Raw genomic sequence first — 18,660 nt, 5'->3', positions numbered from 1 at the left:
GTAGGGGGGGGGGGGGGGGGGGGGGGGGGGGGGGGGGGGGGGGGGGGGGGGGGGGGGGTGGGGGGGGGGGGGGGGGGCCCCCGCGCCCGCGGCCCGCGCGCCGGGCGCGCGGGCCGTCGCGTGGCGCGGGCCACGCGGGTCGCGGGGCGGGCGGGCTCAGCCCTTCGTGCCGCCCGCGGTGAGGCCAGCCACCAGGTTCTTCTGGACGAAGTAGAAGAACGCGGCGACGGGTATGGCGATGAGCACCGCGGTGGCGGCCATGTAGTTGCGCTGCGCGTCGTGCTCGCTGACGAAGGTCTGGAGGCCGACGGCGAACGTGTACTTCTGGTCGTCGAGCATGAAGGTCGACGCGAACGCGACCTCGCCCCACGCGGTGATCAGGTTGTAGAAGGCGGCGACCGCCAGGCCCGGCTTGGCCAGCGGCAGGATCAGCCGGACGAACGTGCCGAACGGCGACAGCCCGTCGACCCGGCCGGCCTCGTCGATCTCGAAGGGGATCGTGTCGAAGTAGCCCTTGAGCAGCCAGGCGCTGTAGGGCACGGCCGTCGAGCAGTAGACGAGGATCAGGCCGGGGTAGGTGTCGATGAGCTGGAGGTCCGAGAGGATCTGGTACATCGGCACGATCAGCACGGCGATCGGGAACATCTGCGTGAGCAGCAGGACCCACATCAGCTTGCGGTAGCCGGGGAACCGCATCCGGGACACCGCGTAACCGGTGCTCGCGGCGGCGAACACGCCGATCAGGGTGGTGCCCGCCGAGACGATCAGCGTGCTGGCCAGCCAGTGGAAGAACTCCGTGTGCTCCAGCACGAAGGAGTAGTTCGACAGGCTCGCCTTGCCGAGGATCCCGGACGGGTGGAGGTAGTCGTCCTTGTCGGGGCCGAGCGACAGGAAGACCAGCCACGCGACGGGGAACAGGGCGATGAGGGACGCCACGATCAGGGCCCCGTGGGAGAGGACCGAGGCGGTGGTGGAGCGTTCGCCGTGCCGCGTCGTCCGCCGCGCGCCGCGCGGCGCGGGGGACGTGCTCGCCGTGGTGCCGTCGCCGTCGGCGGCGGCGCCGCTCTCGATGGTCGTAGTGCTCATGGGTGCTCCTGCCTCAGACGGCGAGCTGCTGGTCGTTGCGGTTCAGCCAGCGGCGGTAGAAGGAGGTGAAGACGACGAGGATGGCGAGCAGCAGGACGCCGTAGGCCGCCGACTGCGCGAACTCGCGCGGCTGTTGGCCGAATCCGAGGGTGTAGGCCCAGGTGACGAGGATCTGCGCGTCGGGCGCGGTCTTGCCGAACAGCAGGAAGATCACCGCGAACTGGTTGAACGTCCAGATGATGCCGAGCAGGACCACCGTCGAGCTGACCGACCGCAGACCGGGCAGCGTGACGTACCGGAACTGCTGCCAGGCGCTGGCGCCGTCCATCTCCGCCGCCTCGTAGAGGGTGGAGTCGATGGACTGGAGGCCGCCGAGCAGGGAGACCATCATGAACGGCACGCCGCACCACGTGTTGACCATGACGGCGGCGAACCGCTGCCAGAAGGTGTCCTCCAGCCAGTCCGGCTGCGGCAGGTGCAGGGAGCCCAGGAACTGGTTGATCACGCCGGAGTCGGCGAGCATGATCCGCCACCCGTAGACGGTGACGAAGGTGGGCACGGCCCACGGCAGGATCAGCAGCAGCCGGTACATGACGCGTCCGCGCAGCTTCTGGTTGAGCAGCAGCGCGAGGCCGAGCCCGATCGTGTAGTGCAGGGCGACGCACAGCGCCGTCCACACCACCGTCCAGATGAAGTGCGACCAGAAGCGGTCGTACGCGGTCGGCCCCCACAGGATGTCCTTGTAGTTGTCCAGGCCGATGAACTTGTAGGTGGCGTCGATGTGGTTGACGCCGATCGTGCGGGCCGAGTTGAGGCTGTCGGCGTCGGTCAGCGTCAGGTAGAGGCCGTACACCAGCGGGTACAGCACGAGGACGCCGAGCACGACGACCACCGGCGCGATCATCGCGTACGCGTACCAGTGCTTGCTGAGGCCGTTCTTCAGGCGCCGGCCGAGGCCGGGGCGCGGCGCGCGGTCACCGCTGCGCCTGCCGGTCGCGCGGTCGATGGCGACTGTCATGGTGCGACACCTTCTGGAAGGTCCGGGTCGGCGGACCGGGGACGGGGGCGGAACGCGGGCCGGTGGCCGCCGGATCCGTCCCCCGGGTTCTCAACCGGTCGGATCCGACGGCCACACGGGCTCACTTGCTGAAGTCGGGGACGAGCTTGGCGATCTCGGTCTCGGCGGTGCCGATTCCCTTGTCCAGCGATTCCTTGCCGCCCGCGATCTTCGGCAGCTCGGTGTCCAGCGGCCCCCACAGGGAGCTGTACTCGGGCAGCGCGGGCCGCGGCTGGGCGGCCGGCAGCACGCTCTGGAAGCCGGCGATGCCCGGGTCGGCCTTCACCTTCGCGGTGTACGCGTCCGAACGGGTGGGCAGCGTCGAGTTCTTGAGGGCGATGGTCTCCTGCGAGGCCGCCGACGTCATGAAGTTGACGAACTTCAGGGCCGCCTTCTGGTGGGCCGAGTCCGAACCCGCGTACACGGAGAGGTTGTGACCGCCGGTCGGGGCGCCCGCCTTGCCGGTCGAGCCGGCCGGGACGGTCGCGATGCCGAGGTTCGACTTGTCCGTGAACGCCGAGCCCTTGTAGAAGTTCGTGATCTCCCACGGGCCCTGGATGATCGAGGCGACCTTGCCGTTGACGAAGGCGTCCTGGATGTGGGCGTAGGCGTCGGCGGTGGTGTCCGCGGCGTGCAGGCCCTTGCCGGAGAAGAGGCTCTGCCAGGTGCCGAACCCCTTCTTGGCGGCGGCCGAGTCGACGGTGATCTTCTTCGCGGAGGCGTCGACGGTGTCGGTGCCCTCGCCGTAGAGGAACGGCTGCGCGTAGTAGGCCTGGGTGGAGCCCCAGTAGCCGTCGGTGCCGGTCTTGGCCTTGACCTTCGCGGCGTCGGCCTTCAACTCGGCCCAGGTGGTGGGCGCCTGGGTGATGCCGGCCTTCTCGAACAGCGCCTTGTTGTAGACGAGCGCGAGGGTGTCGGTGACCAGCGGCACGCCGTAGGTCTTGCCGTCGTACTTGGCCTGCTCGATCAGGCTGGACTGGAACTTGCTCTGGTCCGCGAGGGCGTCCGTGCCGTCCAGCGGCAGGAAGAAGCCCTTCTTCGCGAAGGCGGGGGTCCAGCCGACCTCCGAACGCAGCACGTCCGGGGCGCCCTTGGAGCCGGCCGCCGTGTCGAACTTGTTCTGCGCCTGGTCGAAGGGCACGTTGACGTACTTGACCTTGACGTCCTTGTTGGCCGCCTCGAACTTCGCGACCAGGGCCTTGTACGTCGGCGCCTCGTTGGTGGCGTTGGAGGTGTCCCACCAGGTGATGGTGACCGGGCCGTCCGACTTGTCGCTGCCGCTGTCACTGCCGCCGCAGGCCGTCGCCGCGAGGGCGAGGGACGCCACCAGCGCTGTGGCCGCTATGCCACGCCGCATGAGTTCTCCTTGAGGGTGAAAGCCCGTGTGCTGGCGGGGAACGGTCCCGTCCGTTCCTCCGCCGACTCGCCGACTGCGCCGTTGCGGCCGCCGGGCGACGTGAACGTAACAGCGATGTAAGCGTCGCGAAAGACCTTGCAGCAAAAAAGTGCAAGAGACCTCATCGATTGCAGTGCGCGAGCCTCTTCCGGATCTCGCGAAGTGCGCGGTACAGAGCGGATCGAGAGCCTCCGCACGGCTTGTGCAAGACTCTGCAAGCCCTTGCCAGACACGTCCCGCGCGGGGATCATCACTTGCGGGCCGGGCGCGGACCGCACCCGCCGGGAGGGGACGGCGGGACGCGCAGGGCCGGGGCGCACCCGCACCGGGCCGAACGCAGCGCGCCAACCAGGGCGCGCCACACAGGACTTGAGGACCACGATGACCCAGCAGCCCGCACCAGGCCGTCCGACGGGCCGCGCCAGGCGTGCTCCCGGTGCGGGGGGCGAGACGCGGCCGGTACAGTCCACTCCCGTGACCACACGGCTTGCCGACATCGCTGCCCAGGCGGGGGTGAGCGAAGCGACCGTCAGCCGCGTCCTGAACGGGAAGCCGGGCGTCGCCGCCACCACCCGCCAGTCCGTACTCGCCGCCCTCGACGTCCTCGGCTACGAGCGCCCGGTGCGGCTGCGTCAGCGCAGCGAGGGCCTGGTGGGCCTGATCACACCGGAGCTGGAGAACCCGATCTTCCCGGCGCTCGCCCAGGTGATCGGGCAGGCGCTGACCCGGCAGGGCTACACGCCGGTGCTCGCCACCCAGACCCCGGGCGGCTCCACCGAGGACGAGCTGACCGAGATGCTCGTGGACCGCGGGGTCGCCGGCATCATCTACGTCTCGGGCCTGCACGCGGACACCACCGCCGACATGCAGCGCTACGAGCGGCTGCGCGCGCAGGGCGTCCCGTACGTCCTCGTGGACGGCTTCTCCCCCAAGGTGCAGGCCCCGTTCATCTCGCCCGACGACCGGGCGGCGATGGCTCTCGCGGTCACCCACCTCGCCTCGCTCGGGCACGTCAACATCGGCCTGGCGCTGGGACCGAAACGGTTCGTCCCGGTGCAGCGCAAGATCGAGGGGTTCGTGCGCGCGATGCACGACCAGCTCGGACTCGCCGCCGACGACGTCGAGTCGCGCCTCGTGCAGCACTCGCTGTACACGCTGGAGGGCGGTCAGGCCGCGGCGGCCGCGCTGATCGGACGGGACTGCACGGCGGTGGTCTGCGCGAGCGACATGATGGCGCTCGGCGCGATCCGCGCCGCGCGGCAGCTGGGACTCGAGGTCCCGCACGACGTGTCGGTGGTCGGCTTCGACGACTCCCCGCTGATCGCGTTCACCGATCCGCCGCTGACGACGATACGCAAGCCGGTCCCGGCGATGGGGCAGGCCGCGGTGCGCACGCTCCTGGAGGAGATCGGCGGAACGCCCGCGCCGCACAGCGAGTTCGTGTTCATGCCGGAGCTGGTGGTGCGCGGTTCGACCGCGTCCGCCCCGGGGGACCGGTCCCGGGGCGAGAAAATGCGCTTCTGACCCGACCGGGGGATGATCGGTCGGAGAAGTCCTTTCTGGCAGACTCTGTGCCTATGGGTGATCCGACCGTGACGACAGAGGAAGGCCACCACGCGAAGGCCGATCGCCGCGCCCTCGCGGACAACGCGAACAAGGGATTCCTGCGCCGGCTGCGCACCCCTCGCCGTCCCCGTCTGTGGTTCGAGATCGTGCTCATCGCGGTGAGCTACTGGACCTACTCGCAGATCCGCAACGCCGTTCCCGAGCAGCGCGCCTCGGCCCTGCGCCACGCCGACTGGATCTGGCACGCGGAGCACCGACTCGGCATCGCCGTCGAGGAGTCGGTCAACCACGCGGTCAACTCGGTGACTTGGCTCATCGTGGGGATGAACTACTACTACGCGACACTCCACTTCGTGATCACGCTCGGTGTCCTGGTGTGGCTGTACCGCAGTCACCCGGGACGGTACGCGGCGGCGCGGCTGGTGCTGTTCGTGACCACCGGTGCGGCCCTGATCGGCTACTACGTCTACCCGTTGGCGCCACCGCGGCTGATGGCGGGCACCGGTTTCGTCGACACGGTGACGGTGCACCGCACGTGGGGGTCGATGGCCTCCGGCGACCTGAAGCACATGTCGAACCAGTACGCGGCGATGCCGTCGATGCACATCGGCTGGTCGGTGTGGTGCGGGCTGACGATCTTCGCCCTGGCCGCGACGCCGTGGGCCCGCGTGCTCGGGCTGCTCTACCCGGTGCTCACGCTGACGGTCATCGTCGCCACGGCCAACCACTTCCTGCTCGACGCGGTCGGCGGCCTGCTCTGCCTCGCCCTCGGCTTCGCCGTGTCCGCCCTCTGGTACGGGGCGCTGCCGTACTCCCTGCCGCGACGGGTGCCGGAGCGGCCACCGGCACCGCTGTCGCTGACCAAGGCGTAGGACGCCGGGCCTACCGGTCCGTCGCCCCGTAGAACAGTTCCTCCATGACGCCCCGGGCGCGGCGGGTGGTGCGGCGGTAGTCGTCGAGCATGTCGCCGACGTGACCGGGGCCGTACCCCAGGTACCGGCCGACGGCCGCGAGGTCCCGGCTGTCGGAGGGGAAGGTGTCCCCGGCCCGGCCGCGCACCAGCATCACCGCGTTGCGCACCCGCGTCGCCAGCACCCACGCCTCGTCCAGGGTCTCCGCGTCCTCGCCGGAGATCAGCCCGGCGGCACACGCGGCGGCCAGCGCCTCCCGGGTGCGGGTGGTGCGCAGGCCCGGCTCGGCCCACCCGTGCTGGAGCTGCATCAGCTGCACGGTCCACTCGACGTCGGACAGACCGCCGCGGCCCAGCTTGGTGTGCAGGGCGGGGTCGGCGCCGCGCGGCAGCCGCTCGGCCTCCATGCGGGCCTTGAGCCGGCGGATCTCGCGCACCGCGTCCTCGCCGAGGCCCTCGGCCGGGTAGCGCAGCGGGTCGACGAGTTCGACGAACCGGCGCCCGAGCTCGGCGTCGCCGGCGACGGGCTCGGCCCGCAGCAGCGCCTGCGACTCCCACACCAGCGACCAGCGCCGGTAGTACGCCTCGTACGACTTCAGGGTGCGCACCAGCGGGCCGGACTTGCCCTCGGGGCGCAGGTCCGCGTCGACGAGGAGCGGCGGGTCGGCGCTGGGGAGCTGGAGCAGCCTGCGCATCTCGGAGACGACGTTGTTGGCGGCGCGCCCGGCCTCCTGCTCGTCGACGCCCTCGCGGGGCTCGTGCACGAACAGGACGTCGGCGTCGGAGCCGTAGCCCAGTTCGTGGCCGCCGAAGCGGCCCATGCCGATGACCGCGAACCGGGTGGGCAGGGTGTCGCCCCACTTCTCGCGGACGACCGCGCGCAGGGTCCCGGCGAGGGTGGCGGCGTTCAGGTCGGAGAGGGCGCCGCCGACCCGGTCGACGAGGGCGCCCTGGTCGCCCTCCACGGGCCGCGTCTCGGTGCCGTAGGACCCGACGATGTCGGCGGCGGCGGTGCGGAACAGCTCCCGGCGGCGCACTCCGCGGGCGGCGGTGACGCCCTGCTCGGCGTGCTGGGCGCGGCCGACGGCGGCCAGTATCTCCTGCTCCAGGTGGGCGCGCGGGCGCGGTGCGAGGTTGGCGTTGTCGGCGAGCAGGGAGACCGCCTCGGGGGCCCGCAGCAGCAGGTCGGGGGCGAGGCGTCCGGCCGACAGCACGCGGGCGAGGTTCTCGGCGGCGACGCCCTCGTCGCGCAGCAGCCGCAGGTACCAGGGGGTCTTGCCGAGGGCGTCGGAGACCTTGCGGAAGTTGAGCAGGCCGGCGTCCGGGTCGGCGGAGTCGGCGAACCAGCCGAGCAGGACGGGCAGCAGGGTGCGCTGGATGGCGGCCTTGCGGCTGACCCCGGAGGCCAGCGCCTCCAGGTGGCGCAGGGCGGCGGCGGGGTCGTTGTAGCCGAGGGCGACGAAGCGTTCGCGGGCGGCGGCGGTGCTGAGGCGGGCCTCGCCGGGGCCGAGCTGGGCGACGGCGTCGAGCAGCGGGCGGTAGAACAGCTTCTCGTGCAGCCGCCGGACGACCCCGGCGTGCCGGCGCCACTCGCGCATCAGGTCCTTGACCGGGTCGGCGCGCAGGCCCAGGGACCGGCCCAGGCGCCGCAGGTCGGCCTCGTCCTCGGGGACGAGGTGCGTGCGCCGCAGCCGGAAGAGCTGGATGCGGTGCTCCATGGTGCGCAGGAAGCGGTACGCCTCGTCGAGCCGGGCGGCGTCCGCGCGGCCCACGTAACCGCCCGCGGCCAGGGCGCCGAGCGCGTCGAGGGTGGTGCCGCTGCGCAGCGAGGTGTCGGAGCGGCCGTGCACGAGCTGGAGGAGCTGCACCGCGAACTCGACGTCCCGCAGTCCCCCGGGGCCGAGCTTCAGCTCGCGGTCGATCTCGCCGGCGGGGATGTTCTCGACGACCCGGCGGCGCATCTTCTGCACGTCGGCGACGAAGTTCTCCCGCTCGGCGACCTGCCAGACCATCGGTTCGAGGGCCGCCATGTACGCGGCGCCCAGTTCCATGTCGCCGGCCACCGGGCGTGCCTTGAGCAGCGCCTGGAACTCCCAGGTCTTGGCCCAGCGCCGGTAGTAGGCGAGATGGCTGGAGAGGGTGCGCACCAGCGGGCCGTTGCGGCCCTCCGGGCGCAGGTTGGCGTCGACGGCCCAGATGGAGCCCTCGACGGTGGTCTCGGAGCAGATCCGCATCAGGTGGGCGGCGAGCCGGGTCGCGGCCCGCACGGCCTTGCCCTCGTCGGCGCCCTCGACGGCCTCGCCGACGAAGATCACGTCGACGTCGGAGACGTAGTTCAGCTCGTGTCCGCCGCACTTGCCCATCGCGATCACGGTGAGCCGGCACAGGGCCGCGTCCTCGGGGGCGGCGGCCCGCGCGATCGCGAGGGCGGCGCGCAGCGTCGCGGTGGCCAGGTCGGCCAGCTCGGCGGCGGTCTGCGCGAGGTCGGTGGTGCCGCACACGTCGCGGGCGGCGACGGACAGCAGGCAGCGCCGGTAGGCGACGCGCAGCGCCACCGGGTCGTCGGCACCGGCGAGCCCGCTCTCGAACTCCCGCAGCCCGGGATGCAGATCGCTGGGTTCGTAGGTGACCAGGACCTGCCAGTCGCCGGGGTGCCGGGCGAGATGGTCGCCGAGCGCCTCGGAGGCGCCGAGCACCCCGAGCAGCCGGTCGCGCAGCGGCTTGGCGGCGATCAGCGTGTCCAGCAGTTCGCGCCGGGGGGTGTCGCCGGGCTGCGCCTCCAGGAGCCGTACCAGCGCGCGCAGCGCGAGGTCGGGATCGGCGGTCGCGCCGAGCGCTTCGAGCAGCACCGGGTCGTCGCGGACGTGGGCCAGCTCCGGACTCTCCAGCAGATGCTCGGACGCCGACGGATCGGTGAAACCGTGCCGCAGCAGCCGTATGAAGGTGCTGCTCCTGCGTCCCGACGGCAGCGCCATGCCCCGCCTCCTGTCTGCTTTCCTCCCCGCACGCCCCCGGATCAGGGCCGCGCGACTCCGACCCTAACCGGAGTACCCATTCCGGAGGTGGGGGCCGTGCGGGGGAATCCGGGCCGGTGGCGACGGGGGCGGGGCCGCGGTCGTCGACCGCGGCCCCGCCCCCGTGCGCGTTCCGTGTCCGGGCGCCGCGCGTCGGCGCTACAGCACCGGCAGGTTCTTCCGCAGCTCGAAGGCCGTGACCTCGCTGCGGTACTCCTCCCACTCCGACTTCTTGTTGCGGAGGAAGAACGCGAAGACGTGCTCGCCCAGGGTCTCGGCCACCAGGTCGCTGCGCTCCATCAGGGTCAGGGCCTCGCCCAGGTTCTGCGGGAGCGGCTCGATGCCCATCGCGCGGCGCTCGGCGTCGGACAGCGCCCAGACGTCGTCCTCGGCGCCCGGGGGCAGCTCGTAGCCCTCCTCGACGCCCTTGAGGCCGGCGGCCAGCAGCAGCGCGTAGGCCAGGTACGGGTTCGCGCCCGCGTCGAGCGAGCGGACCTCGACCCGGGCCGAGCCGGTCTTGCCCGGCTTGTACATCGGGACGCGGACCAGCGCGGAACGGTTGTTGTGGCCCCAGCAGATGTACGAGGGGGCCTCGCCGCCGGCACCGGCGGTGCGCTCGGTGCCGCCCCAGATGCGCTTGTAGGAGTTGACCCACTGGTTGGTGACGGCGGAGATCTCCGCGGCGTGCTTGAGCAGGCCCGCGATGAAGGACCGGCCGACCTTGGAGAGCTGGTACTCGGAGCCCGACTCGTAGAAGGCGTTGCGGTCGCCCTCGAAGAGGGAGAGGTGGGTGTGCATGCCGCTGCCGGGGTGCTCGGAGAACGGCTTCGGCATGAACGTCGCCTGCACGCCCTGCTCCAGCGCCACCTGCTTCATGACCAGGCGGAACGTCATCACGTTGTCCGCGGTCGACAGGGCGTCCGCGTACCGCAGGTCGATCTCCTGCTGGCCGGGGGCGCCCTCGTGGTGGGAGAACTCGACCGAGATGCCCATCGACTCCAGCATGGTGATCGCCTGGCGGCGGAAGTCCATGCCCACGTTCTGCGGGGTGTGGTCGAAGTAGCCGGAGTTGTCGGCCGGGGTGGGACGGCTGCCGTCGAGGGGCTTGTCCTTCAGCAGGAAGAACTCGATCTCGGGGTGCGTGTAGAAGGTGAAGCCGAGGTCGGACGCCTTGGCCAGGGCGCGCTTGAGGACGTAGCGCGGGTCGGCGAAGGAGGGCGAGCCGTCGGGCATCAGGATGTCGCAGAACATCCGGGCGGTGCCCGGGGCCTCGGCACGCCACGGCAGGACCTGGAAGGTGGACGGGTCCGGCTTGGCGATCATGTCGGACTCGTAGACGCGCGCGAAGCCCTCGATGGCGGAGCCGTCGAAGCCGATGCCCTCGTCGAAGGCCTGCTCCAGCTCGGCGGGGGCCACGGCCACGGACTTGAGGAAGCCCAGCACGTCCGTGAACCACAGCCTGACGAACCGGATGTCGCGCTCCTCCAAGGTCCGGAGCACGAACTCCTGCTGCTTGTCCATCTTCCGCTTCCCCATCCTTGCTGGTCAGGCCGCCGTGGCCCCGGTGACGGGAGGCGGTCGGGCACCTGAGCATCCCACCACAACACCATTTCATGCGCGTTGCGGACCTTGATCGGCCGGCCGACCCCCGGCTGAACGCCTCACGTACGCCCGGTGTACCGCCCTGTGCCCATCTTGCCTGTTCGGGGTGCCATTCGTAACGGGTGGTCGGTCACCCCGCGCCGCGGGTCCGACGGGCGCCGCGCCCCGCGCACCCGCCCGTGCCGGCCCGCACGCACCCCGCGGACCGGACGGCACGGTAAACGGAATACCAAGAAAAAGCCAACCAGGCATTTAGCGGAATTCATCTCCGCACCCAATTCGACGGAATGCGGGATTCCAAAAAAGAGTAAGGATTTTTTGTGATCTCCCTGATAGTGTCTGCGCCGATCACATCCTTGTGCGTACGGAATTTTCGCGACCACACCGGGAGAGGTGCATGAAATCCTTCACGCGCGGCGTCACGGTTGCCGCATCCCTGGCAGGCTGCCTCGGAGTTTCCTTGACGATGGGGGCGCCCCAGGCATTTGCGGGCCCGTTCGACAACATGTACCCGACGTACAACACGTCCTGGGGATGCCAGGATTCTCAGCCGAACGGCGTTTTCTGCCAGACGGACAACGCCACCCTCACGGTGTGGCTCCAGAGTTCCCTCACGTCTGCGGCGAAGTCCACGGTAAAGGGCCGCCTGAGTGCGTTGGTGTCCCCCACCGACATCGCCGTCTCCTATCCGTCGTCGGCCTCGTACTCCGGCAGCAGCGAAACGGACATCGTCTATCAGCAGAGTGGTTCGAGCATGAGCGGAACCACCATCGGAATCACCTGGTGCGACGACGCGGTCAGCTCCACCAAGTGCGACCAGCAATACGTCCGTTTCCGTTACGACAGCGTCGACTCCGAGCTGGCCTGCCACGAGACGGGGCACGCCCTGGGACTCACGCACGGCGCGCAGGCGTCTCCCAAGGTCGGCCAGACGAACTCGTCGCTGGGCTGCATGGAGACGCCGGACAGCACCCATCGCACCACCTACGGGTCCTGGCAGACCGAAGAACTCAACGCCACCTACTGAGAGAAGGAGCGAGAGACGTGAAAGCGAGAATCGCACTGGTCGCGCTCGGCGTGCTGGCCGCCTTCGGGGTGACGTCGGTCGCGGTCCAGGCACAGCAGGGCGGCGCCCCCGAAAGACCGAAGGTGATCATCGCCGACAGCGAGGACCTGCTGCCGGGCGCGGACGCCACGGACTGGGTGACGTACGCCGACCACCTGGCGATCGTCACGGTGACCGGACAGCAGGAACTTGCGGCCACCCCCGACGAGATCGCGGCGGGAGAGGGGTTCGTCCCGCGCTCGGTGAGTGTGAAGGTGGACAAGGTGCTCTGGTCGCGGTCCGGGGCCGCGGCGGCACCGGCCTCCATGACCTGGGACATCGACGGATGGATGTTCCACGGCACGGACCGGACGCCGATCCGGCTCGACGGCGAGCCCAGCCTGAACGTGGGTGAGCGCTACGTCGTGCCGATCACCTACCTCAGCGTCACCGACGCCGTCGACGAGGCCGGCTGGGAGCCGCTCAACGCGTCGGAGATCTTCCCCGACAGCAACGGCACCATCGGTTCCGGCGCCACGGTCTACGGCTACGACGGGCCGGCGGACGACGGTACGACGGATCTGCGGGACCAGGTCTGGGGGCAGCCGGAGTCCGCTCTCGTCAGCATCCTGGGCTCGACCGCCGTCGACCCCGCGGCCTCCGGCTACATGGGCCTTCCGCCGGACCAGCGCTACCGCACCGCCAAGAGCTCGGACGCGACGACCGGGTGACCGGCCGCGCCCGGACCGGCCGACGCCCCCGTCGGCCGGTCCGGGCCGTCCGCGCGAGCGCGGGTCAGCGGCCGAAGCGGCGCAGCGCGGCGCGGAAACCGGTCAGCGTCTCACCGGGCATCACGTATCCGACGACCCTGCGCCCCGTCGTACGGTCGGGATCCTGCCGCGGGTACACCGGGGCCGGGATGTCGCGCGGCCACTTGCCGGCCGCCGCGCCCCGCGAGACGGCCCTGGTCATGGCCACCGTCCGCGCCCGCAGGGAGACGCCGCCGCACTCGCCCGCCAGGCTCGCCACGGGAGCCCAGCCGTCGCCCGCGACCACCGCCCTCAGCAGCTCGACGGCGTACGGCGGCAGGTCGTACAGGAGATGTTCGGCACGGCTCTCCGTCCAGCCGTCGGCGCTCCGGCCGGCCGCCCCCTCCTCCAGAACCCCCTGGCTCCGCGCTATCAACGAGGCGAACTCTCTGACGAGTTCGTCCGGCGCGTCTTCGATGATGATGCGCATGTCCCCCCACCTTCTGAGCACCGCGGACCGGTGCCCGGCCTCCTACGAAGATTGCGGATCCCCGGACGGAATGATCAGAAGCTTCCTCACCCCCGCCGGAATGTGCCGCGGGTCCGTCAGCCCGATCACGTTTTCCTGGCTTATCACTGCCTGCGCGGGAGAGATTCCCGGAATTCTGTAGACGCGGGTCTTCTGATCCGCCGAGGGGCCGTCGTCGCACCCCTTGAGCCGGCCCGTCCCCAGGGCGTCGCCGGTGTGCCGGACTTCCGGGCGGTCACTGATGGTGGAAGGCCAGGGGCGTTCATAGGTCCGTGAGTCGAAGGACAGCACCCATGCGCAGCCTTCACCCTCGCCGCCTTCTCCGGAATTTCCCGACGAGCAGCCGCTCAACGCAATGGAAACAGCCCCCGAAAGCACCCACAGGGCCACAGTCGTACGCCTGGACGTGTTACCCACGTCTCCCCCTCGCCAGAATCCGACAGATGCCATTCGTTCGCTCCCGTTCATTCGGCCCTTCCCCGGTGGGCCGCGAGAGGTGGAGAAGCTTCGCATACCCCGACCGCCACCGGAAGCGCATGGACCGCGACGAGCCCTTTACCCCGGCCGCAGTGGCCCCGGGAACGGCCCCGGCGATTTCCCCGACCAAAAGGGAAAGAAGGGAAAAGGGTGCACCGAGCGCCGCCCAAAAGTGCGGAAAGTGCCCGCCGAATCGCAGGGGGCGGCCGACCGCCGCCCGACGGCCTTGGCCAGTACCTGCCATTCCTGTCCCCGCAACCGGTCACCCCCCGCGGCGCCGCCTCGCGGACCCCCTCGGGCCCGTCGGCCCATGGACGCGCCGGGCGGCCCGGGGGTTCCCTCCCGCGGACGTCCCGCGCATCGCCGACCAGCCGCGCGGCGATCAGATGTCCCGTCAAATGCCCATCCGGCAGGCACACTTGGCGTCTTCTTGGTCTTTTCATTGACCTGGCATGAACTGTTCACCGCGAGAGTGGCCATCGCTGATCCCGTTCCGTGCTACACCCGCGCGGGTCTACGCGGATCAACACCGAACCGACATGCCTATGCATGCGACGAACCGCTTCGCAGGGGGTTCCATGAGATCCAACCGTGCCAAGCTGCGCGCCGGGGTGAGCATGGCAGCGACACTGCCCATGCTCGCCGGCGCGCTGGCCATCGGCATACCCGCGGCCCAGGCCGCGGACAACCCGAGCCGGGACACCTTCGCGGGCACCAAGCCCTCGTGGGCGAAGTCCACGGCCGACAAGGGCGCGACGTCGGACGCCGCCAGGGTGACCGCGCGGGTCTACCTCGCGGGCCGGAACGCCACGGGTCTTGCCGCCTACGCCAAGGCCGTCTCCGACCCGAGTTCGCCCTTGTACGGACGGTACTTGACCGCCGCCCAGGCAAAGGCGCGCTACGGCGCGACCGCCGCCCAGGTGGCCGCCGTCAAGTCGTGGCTGACCGCGGCGGGCCTCAAGGTCACCGCGACCACCGCGCACTACCTGACCGTCAGCGGCGACGTCTCGGCGGCCGAGAAGGCCTTCGACACCTCGCTGCACAACTACGCCAAGGGCTCGAAGACGTACCGCGCGCCGTCGAAGGCGGCCTCGGCACCGGCCGGCCTCAACGGCGCCGTCCTGACCGTCACCGGCCTGGACAACGCGCCGCACAAGGCGAGCCACAACGACGAACTCCCGCCCCCGGACGGCGTGTTCAAGAACTCCGGCCCGTTCTCGTCGTACTACGGGTCGAACATCGCGACGTCGCTCCCGAAGGCCTACGGCCAGAAGATCCCGTACGCCATCAAGGGCTACACCGGTGAGCAGCTCCGTTCCGCCTACGGCGCGGGCTCGTACACCGGCAAGGGCGTCACGGTCGCCATCACCGACGCGTACGCCTCGCCGACGATCGCCTCCGACGCGGCCACGTACGCCAAGAAGAACGGCGACGCGGGCTACTCCAAGGGCCAGTTGAAGCAGGTGCTGCCCAGCACCTACATCAACACCGAGGAGTGCGGGGCGGCCGGCTGGTACGGCGAGGAGACCCTCGACGTCGAGGCCGTGCACGCGGTCGCGCCGCAGGCGAACATCACGTACGTGGCGGGCGCGTCCTGCTACGACAACGACCTGCTCGACTCGCTCAGCAAGGTCGTCGACAGCCACCTGGCCGACATCGTCTCTAACTCGTGGGGCGACCTGGAGAGCAACGACACGGCGGACAACTCCGCCGCGTACAACCAGGTCTTCCAGCTCGGCGCGGTCGAGGGCATCGGCTTCTACTTCTCCTCCGGCGACAACGGCGACGAGGTCGCCAACACCGGTGTGAAGCAGGTCGACCGCCCGGCCAACTCGGCCTGGGTGACGGCGGTCGGCGGTACCTCGCTGGCGGTCGGCAAGGGCGACAAGTACAAGTTCGAGACCGGCTGGGGCACCGAGCGTGCCGTGCTGTCCGACGACGGCAAGAGCTGGACGGACTTCCCCGGCGCCTTCACCTCGGGCGCGGGCGGCGGCACCAGCGCGACGGTCGCCGAGCCGTACTACCAGAAGGGCGTCGTCCCGAACTCGCTCGCCAAGGCGAACAGTTCGGCCGGCAACCGGGTCGTCCCGGACATCTCCGCGGTGGCCGACCCGAACACCGGCTTCCTGGTCGGGCAGACCCAGACCTTCCCGGACGGGTCCGCCAAGTACAGCGAGTACCGGATCGGCGGCACCTCGCTCGCCGCGCCGGTGATCGCCGGCGTCCAGGCACTCGCGCAGCAGGCGCGGGGCGGCAAGGCCATCGGCTTCGCCAACCCGGTGATCTACTCGAAGTACCACTCGAAGACGTACCACGACGTGACGGACACCCCCACGGGGTCCCCGCTCGCCGTGGCGCGTGTCGACTTCGCCAACAGCGTCGACGCCACGGACGGGCTCATCACCTCCGTCCGCAGCCTCGGCAAGGACAGCTCGCTGGAGGCGGTCAAGGGCTACGACGACGTGACCGGCGTGGGCTCGCCCGCCCCGGGCTACGTGCAGTCCTACCGGCGTCACTGACACCGGTCGCGGTACCGCGGGCGCCCGTCTCCCTCCGGGGAGGCGGGCGCCCGTGCGTGTACGGCGGCGGACGCCCGCGTGGCGGTCCTCACCCCCCATCGCGTCGCACTGACGATTACACTGGGGACCGTGCCTCAACTACGTCTCGCCATGAATCAGATCGACTCGCGCGTCGGCGACCTCGCCGGGAACACCGAGGCGATCCTCCGCCGGGCCCGCCAATCCGCCGAGCAGGGCGCGCACCTCGCCGCGTTCCCCGAGATGGTGCTGACCGGGTACCCGGTGGAGGACCTGGCCCTGCGGTCCTCGTTCGTCGAGGCCTCCCGCGCCGCCCTGCGCGGTCTCGCCGCGCGCCTGGTGTCCGAGGGCCTCGGTGAACTCCCGGTCCTGGTCGGCTACCTGGACCGCTCGGAGGCCGCGCAGCCGAAGTACGGCCAGCCCGCGGGTGCCCCGCGCAACGCCGCCGCGGTGCTGCACCGCGGCGAGGTGGTGCTGTCGTTCGCCAAGCACCACCTGCCGAACTACGGCGTCTTCGACGAGTTCCGCTACTTCGTGCCCGGCGACACCATGCCGGTGCTGCGGCTGCACGGCGTGGACGTCGCGCTGGCCATCTGCGAGGACCTCTGGCAGGACGGCGGCCGGGTGCCCGCGGCCCGCAGCGCCGGCGCCGGGCTGCTGCTGTCGATCAACGCCTCGCCGTACGAGCGCGACAAGGACGACACCCGGCTCGACCTGGTCCGCAAGCGCGCCCAGGAGGCCGGCTGCACCACCGCGTACCTGGCCATGACGGGCGGCCAGGACGAGCTGGTCTTCGACGGCGACTCCATCGTGGTCGACCGCGACGGCGAGGTGGTCGCACGGGCCCCGCAGTTCTCCGAGACCTGCGTGATCCTCGACCTCGACCTGCCGGCCGCCTCCGCCGACGCCCCGACGGGTGTGGTGGACGACGGCCTGCGCATCGACCGCGTGATCCTCTCCGAGGAGCCGCTGCCCGCGTACGAGCCGGAGCTGTCCGGCGGTCACGCGGACCGGCTGGAGGACGCCGAGGAGATCTACTCGGCGCTGGTGACGGGCCTGCGCGCGTACGTCGAGAAGAACGGCTTCTCCTCGGTGCTGATCGGCCTGTCCGGCGGCATCGACTCGGCGCTCGTCGCGGCCCTGGCGTGCGACGCGATCGGCGCGGAGAACGTGTACGGCGTCTCCATGCCGTCGAAGTACTCCTCGGAACACTCCAAGGACGACGCGGCGGACCTCGCCGGGCGCACGGGGCTGAACTTCCGGACGGTGTCCATCGCCCCGATGTTCGACGCGTACATGGGCTCGCTCGGTCTGACCGGGCTCGCGGAGGAGAACCTCCAGTCCCGGCTGCGCGGCACGCTGCTGATGGCCCTCTCCAACCAGGAGGGCCACATCGTCCTGGCGCCGGGCAACAAGTCCGAGCTGGCGGTGGGGTATTCGACCCTCTACGGCGACTCCGTCGGCGCGTACGGCCCGATCAAGGACCTGTACAAGACGTCGGTCTTCCGGCTCGCCGAGTGGCGCAACCGGGCCGCCGCCGAGCGCGGCGAGACCCCGCCCATCCCGGAGAACTCCATCAGCAAGCCGCCGAGCGCCGAGCTGCGCCCGGACCAGGTCGACACGGACTCGCTGCCGGACTACCCGGTCCTGGACGCGATCCTGGAGCGGTACGTCGACCGCGACCAGGGCGCGGACGAGATCGTCGCGGCGGGCTTCGACCCGGAGCTGGTCGCGAAGACGCTGCGCATGGTGGACACCGCCGAGTACAAGCGCCGCCAGTACCCGCCGGGCACCAAGATCTCCCCGAAGGGCTTCGGCAAGGACCGCCGGCTGCCGATCACGAACGGCTGGCGCGAGTCGGCCTGACGGCCGCGACGGCGGAGGGGCGCCCGGTGGCCGGCCACCGGGCGCCCCTCCCGTGCGGGCCGGCGACGGGGGTGCGCCCCCGTGCGTGCGGCCGGTTCAGCCCCGCGGGGCGCCGGAGTGCAGGCGGTCCGCCAGCGCACGGTCCGGCCGGCACACCAGGTGGGCCGCGTCGCCGCGGCTCGCCAGCCGTCTGACCTCCGCGGCCAGCCTCCGCTCGGCGAGCAGGGCGGGCGGACGGTGGTGGCGGACGTACGCCGCGAAGTCGCCCGCCGCGGCGAAGAACAGCCGCTCCACCGCCGGGTCCTCGTCGATGTGCACCAGCCGCAGCATGATGTCGAGCCAGTGGTCGGCCTCCGCCGTCTCGCCCCTGCTGGCGTGGTGCATGTGAAGGCAGAAGGCACCCGCGCCGCTGCCCGCCCCGGCCGTGAACTGCCACCAGAACTGGGCGCTCTCGGGATGGTCGGCGAGGTACAGCATGCAGGCGAAGACCTGTGCCCCGTGGACGTCGATGTCCTCGGTGTCCCTGTCCTTCTGGAGCAGGTGCCGGACGTCCTCGTGGTCGCCGCCGATGGCCTGGGCGAGGCGTTCGACGTGCACGGAGGCGTCCGGCTGGTCCAGGCACCAGCGCACGATGACCCGCAGCCGGTGCCGGGCCCGCGAGACGTCGGGCCGCGAGGCGGGACGGGGGACGTAGCCGGCGTCCTCGGCCAGGCGCCGCAGGCCCGCGCCCACGTCTGCCGGGGCGGCGGCCTCGCGCAGCCGCACACCGGCGGCCGAGAGCAGTTGTTCGGTGCGCAGCAGGCGGGCGGTCGGTTCCTTCTTCACG

Annotated in this window: 14 protein-coding genes; 6 read left to right on the top strand and 8 right to left on the bottom strand. The window is 71.0% G+C overall.

The genetic code is table 11. The annotated features are described in order from the left end of the window. Nucleotides 1–156: 156 nt before the first annotated feature. The 3 genes from ACFZA0_RS03415 to ACFZA0_RS03405 form a co-directional block, all read right to left on the bottom strand. Nucleotides 157–1,086, bottom strand: coding sequence for an ABC transporter permease subunit (locus tag ACFZA0_RS03415; RefSeq protein ID WP_391010464.1), 930 nt, complete (start codon nt 1,084–1,086; stop codon nt 157–159). Between the two features lie 13 nt (nt 1,087–1,099). Then, nucleotides 1,100–2,104 (bottom strand): ABC transporter permease subunit, encoded by a 1,005-nt coding sequence (locus ACFZA0_RS03410; protein WP_391010461.1) that lies wholly within the window; start codon nt 2,102–2,104, stop codon nt 1,100–1,102. Nucleotides 2,105–2,225: 121 nt separating this feature from the next. Continuing rightward, entirely contained in the window at nt 2,226–3,500 is a 1,275-nt protein-coding gene (locus ACFZA0_RS03405; protein ID WP_391010458.1) for an extracellular solute-binding protein, read from the bottom strand. Between the two features lie 513 nt (nt 3,501–4,013). Between ACFZA0_RS03405 and ACFZA0_RS03400 the strand changes: the two genes are divergently transcribed. Both ACFZA0_RS03400 and ACFZA0_RS03395 read left to right on the top strand, forming a co-directional pair. Next, entirely contained in the window at nt 4,014–5,063 is a 1,050-nt protein-coding gene (locus tag ACFZA0_RS03400) for a substrate-binding domain-containing protein (RefSeq protein WP_391010455.1), read from the top strand. Nucleotides 5,064–5,116: 53 nt separating this feature from the next. Then, nucleotides 5,117–5,977: a phosphatase PAP2 family protein gene (locus tag ACFZA0_RS03395; RefSeq protein WP_391010452.1), complete on the top strand. Its 861-nt coding sequence runs from the start codon at nt 5,117–5,119 to the stop codon at nt 5,975–5,977. 10 nt (nt 5,978–5,987) lie between these two features. On the opposite strand, the gene ACFZA0_RS03390 is transcribed toward ACFZA0_RS03395, so the two are convergent. Next, nucleotides 5,988–8,990, bottom strand: coding sequence for a bifunctional [glutamine synthetase] adenylyltransferase/[glutamine synthetase]-adenylyl-L-tyrosine phosphorylase (locus tag ACFZA0_RS03390; RefSeq protein WP_391010449.1), 3,003 nt, complete (start codon nt 8,988–8,990; stop codon nt 5,988–5,990). Between the two features lie 198 nt (nt 8,991–9,188). After that, nucleotides 9,189–10,550, bottom strand: a complete 1,362-nt coding sequence (locus tag ACFZA0_RS03385) for a glutamine synthetase beta-grasp domain-containing protein (RefSeq protein ID WP_391010446.1) — start codon at nt 10,548–10,550, stop codon at nt 9,189–9,191. Nucleotides 10,551–11,289: 739 nt separating this feature from the next. Here ACFZA0_RS03385 and ACFZA0_RS03380 point away from each other — a divergent pair. Together ACFZA0_RS03380 and ACFZA0_RS03375 are read left to right on the top strand one after the other, a co-directional pair. Then, complete coding sequence (locus ACFZA0_RS03380) at nt 11,290–11,658, top strand: hypothetical protein (RefSeq protein WP_391010444.1); 369 nt, start codon at nt 11,290–11,292, stop codon at nt 11,656–11,658. 17 nt (nt 11,659–11,675) lie between these two features. Next, nucleotides 11,676–12,407, top strand: a complete 732-nt coding sequence (locus ACFZA0_RS03375; RefSeq protein ID WP_391010441.1) for a hypothetical protein — start codon at nt 11,676–11,678, stop codon at nt 12,405–12,407. 64 nt (nt 12,408–12,471) lie between these two features. On the opposite strand, the gene ACFZA0_RS03370 is transcribed toward ACFZA0_RS03375, so the two are convergent. Next, nucleotides 12,472–12,915 (bottom strand): hypothetical protein, encoded by a 444-nt coding sequence (locus ACFZA0_RS03370; RefSeq protein WP_391010438.1) that lies wholly within the window; start codon nt 12,913–12,915, stop codon nt 12,472–12,474. A 42-nt stretch (nt 12,916–12,957) separates the two neighbouring features. Further along, nucleotides 12,958–13,344, bottom strand: a complete 387-nt coding sequence (locus ACFZA0_RS03365; protein WP_391010435.1) for a hypothetical protein — start codon at nt 13,342–13,344, stop codon at nt 12,958–12,960. A 665-nt stretch (nt 13,345–14,009) separates the two neighbouring features. Between ACFZA0_RS03365 and ACFZA0_RS03360 the strand changes: the two genes are divergently transcribed. Together ACFZA0_RS03360 and ACFZA0_RS03355 are read left to right on the top strand one after the other, a co-directional pair. Then, complete coding sequence (locus ACFZA0_RS03360) at nt 14,010–15,950, top strand: protease pro-enzyme activation domain-containing protein (RefSeq protein WP_391010432.1); 1,941 nt, start codon at nt 14,010–14,012, stop codon at nt 15,948–15,950. Nucleotides 15,951–16,079: 129 nt separating this feature from the next. Continuing rightward, nucleotides 16,080–17,834: an NAD+ synthase gene (locus ACFZA0_RS03355; protein WP_391010429.1), complete on the top strand. Its 1,755-nt coding sequence runs from the start codon at nt 16,080–16,082 to the stop codon at nt 17,832–17,834. A 96-nt stretch (nt 17,835–17,930) separates the two neighbouring features. Here the strand turns inward: ACFZA0_RS03355 and ACFZA0_RS03350 are convergent, their stop codons facing one another. Then, the gene (locus ACFZA0_RS03350) at nt 17,931–18,659 is read right to left on the bottom strand and encodes a hypothetical protein (protein WP_391010426.1); all 729 of its coding nucleotides are present in this window, start codon (nt 18,657–18,659) and stop codon (nt 17,931–17,933) included. Between the last annotated feature and the right edge of the window lies 1 nt (nt 18,660).

The sequence above is a fragment of the Streptomyces sp. NPDC008150 genome (genome assembly GCF_042956945.1).
Lineage (GTDB): Bacteria > Actinomycetota > Actinomycetes > Streptomycetales > Streptomycetaceae > Streptomyces.
The sequence above is the reverse complement of the archived record's forward strand: the minus strand, read 5'-3'. Positions and strand labels throughout refer to the sequence as shown.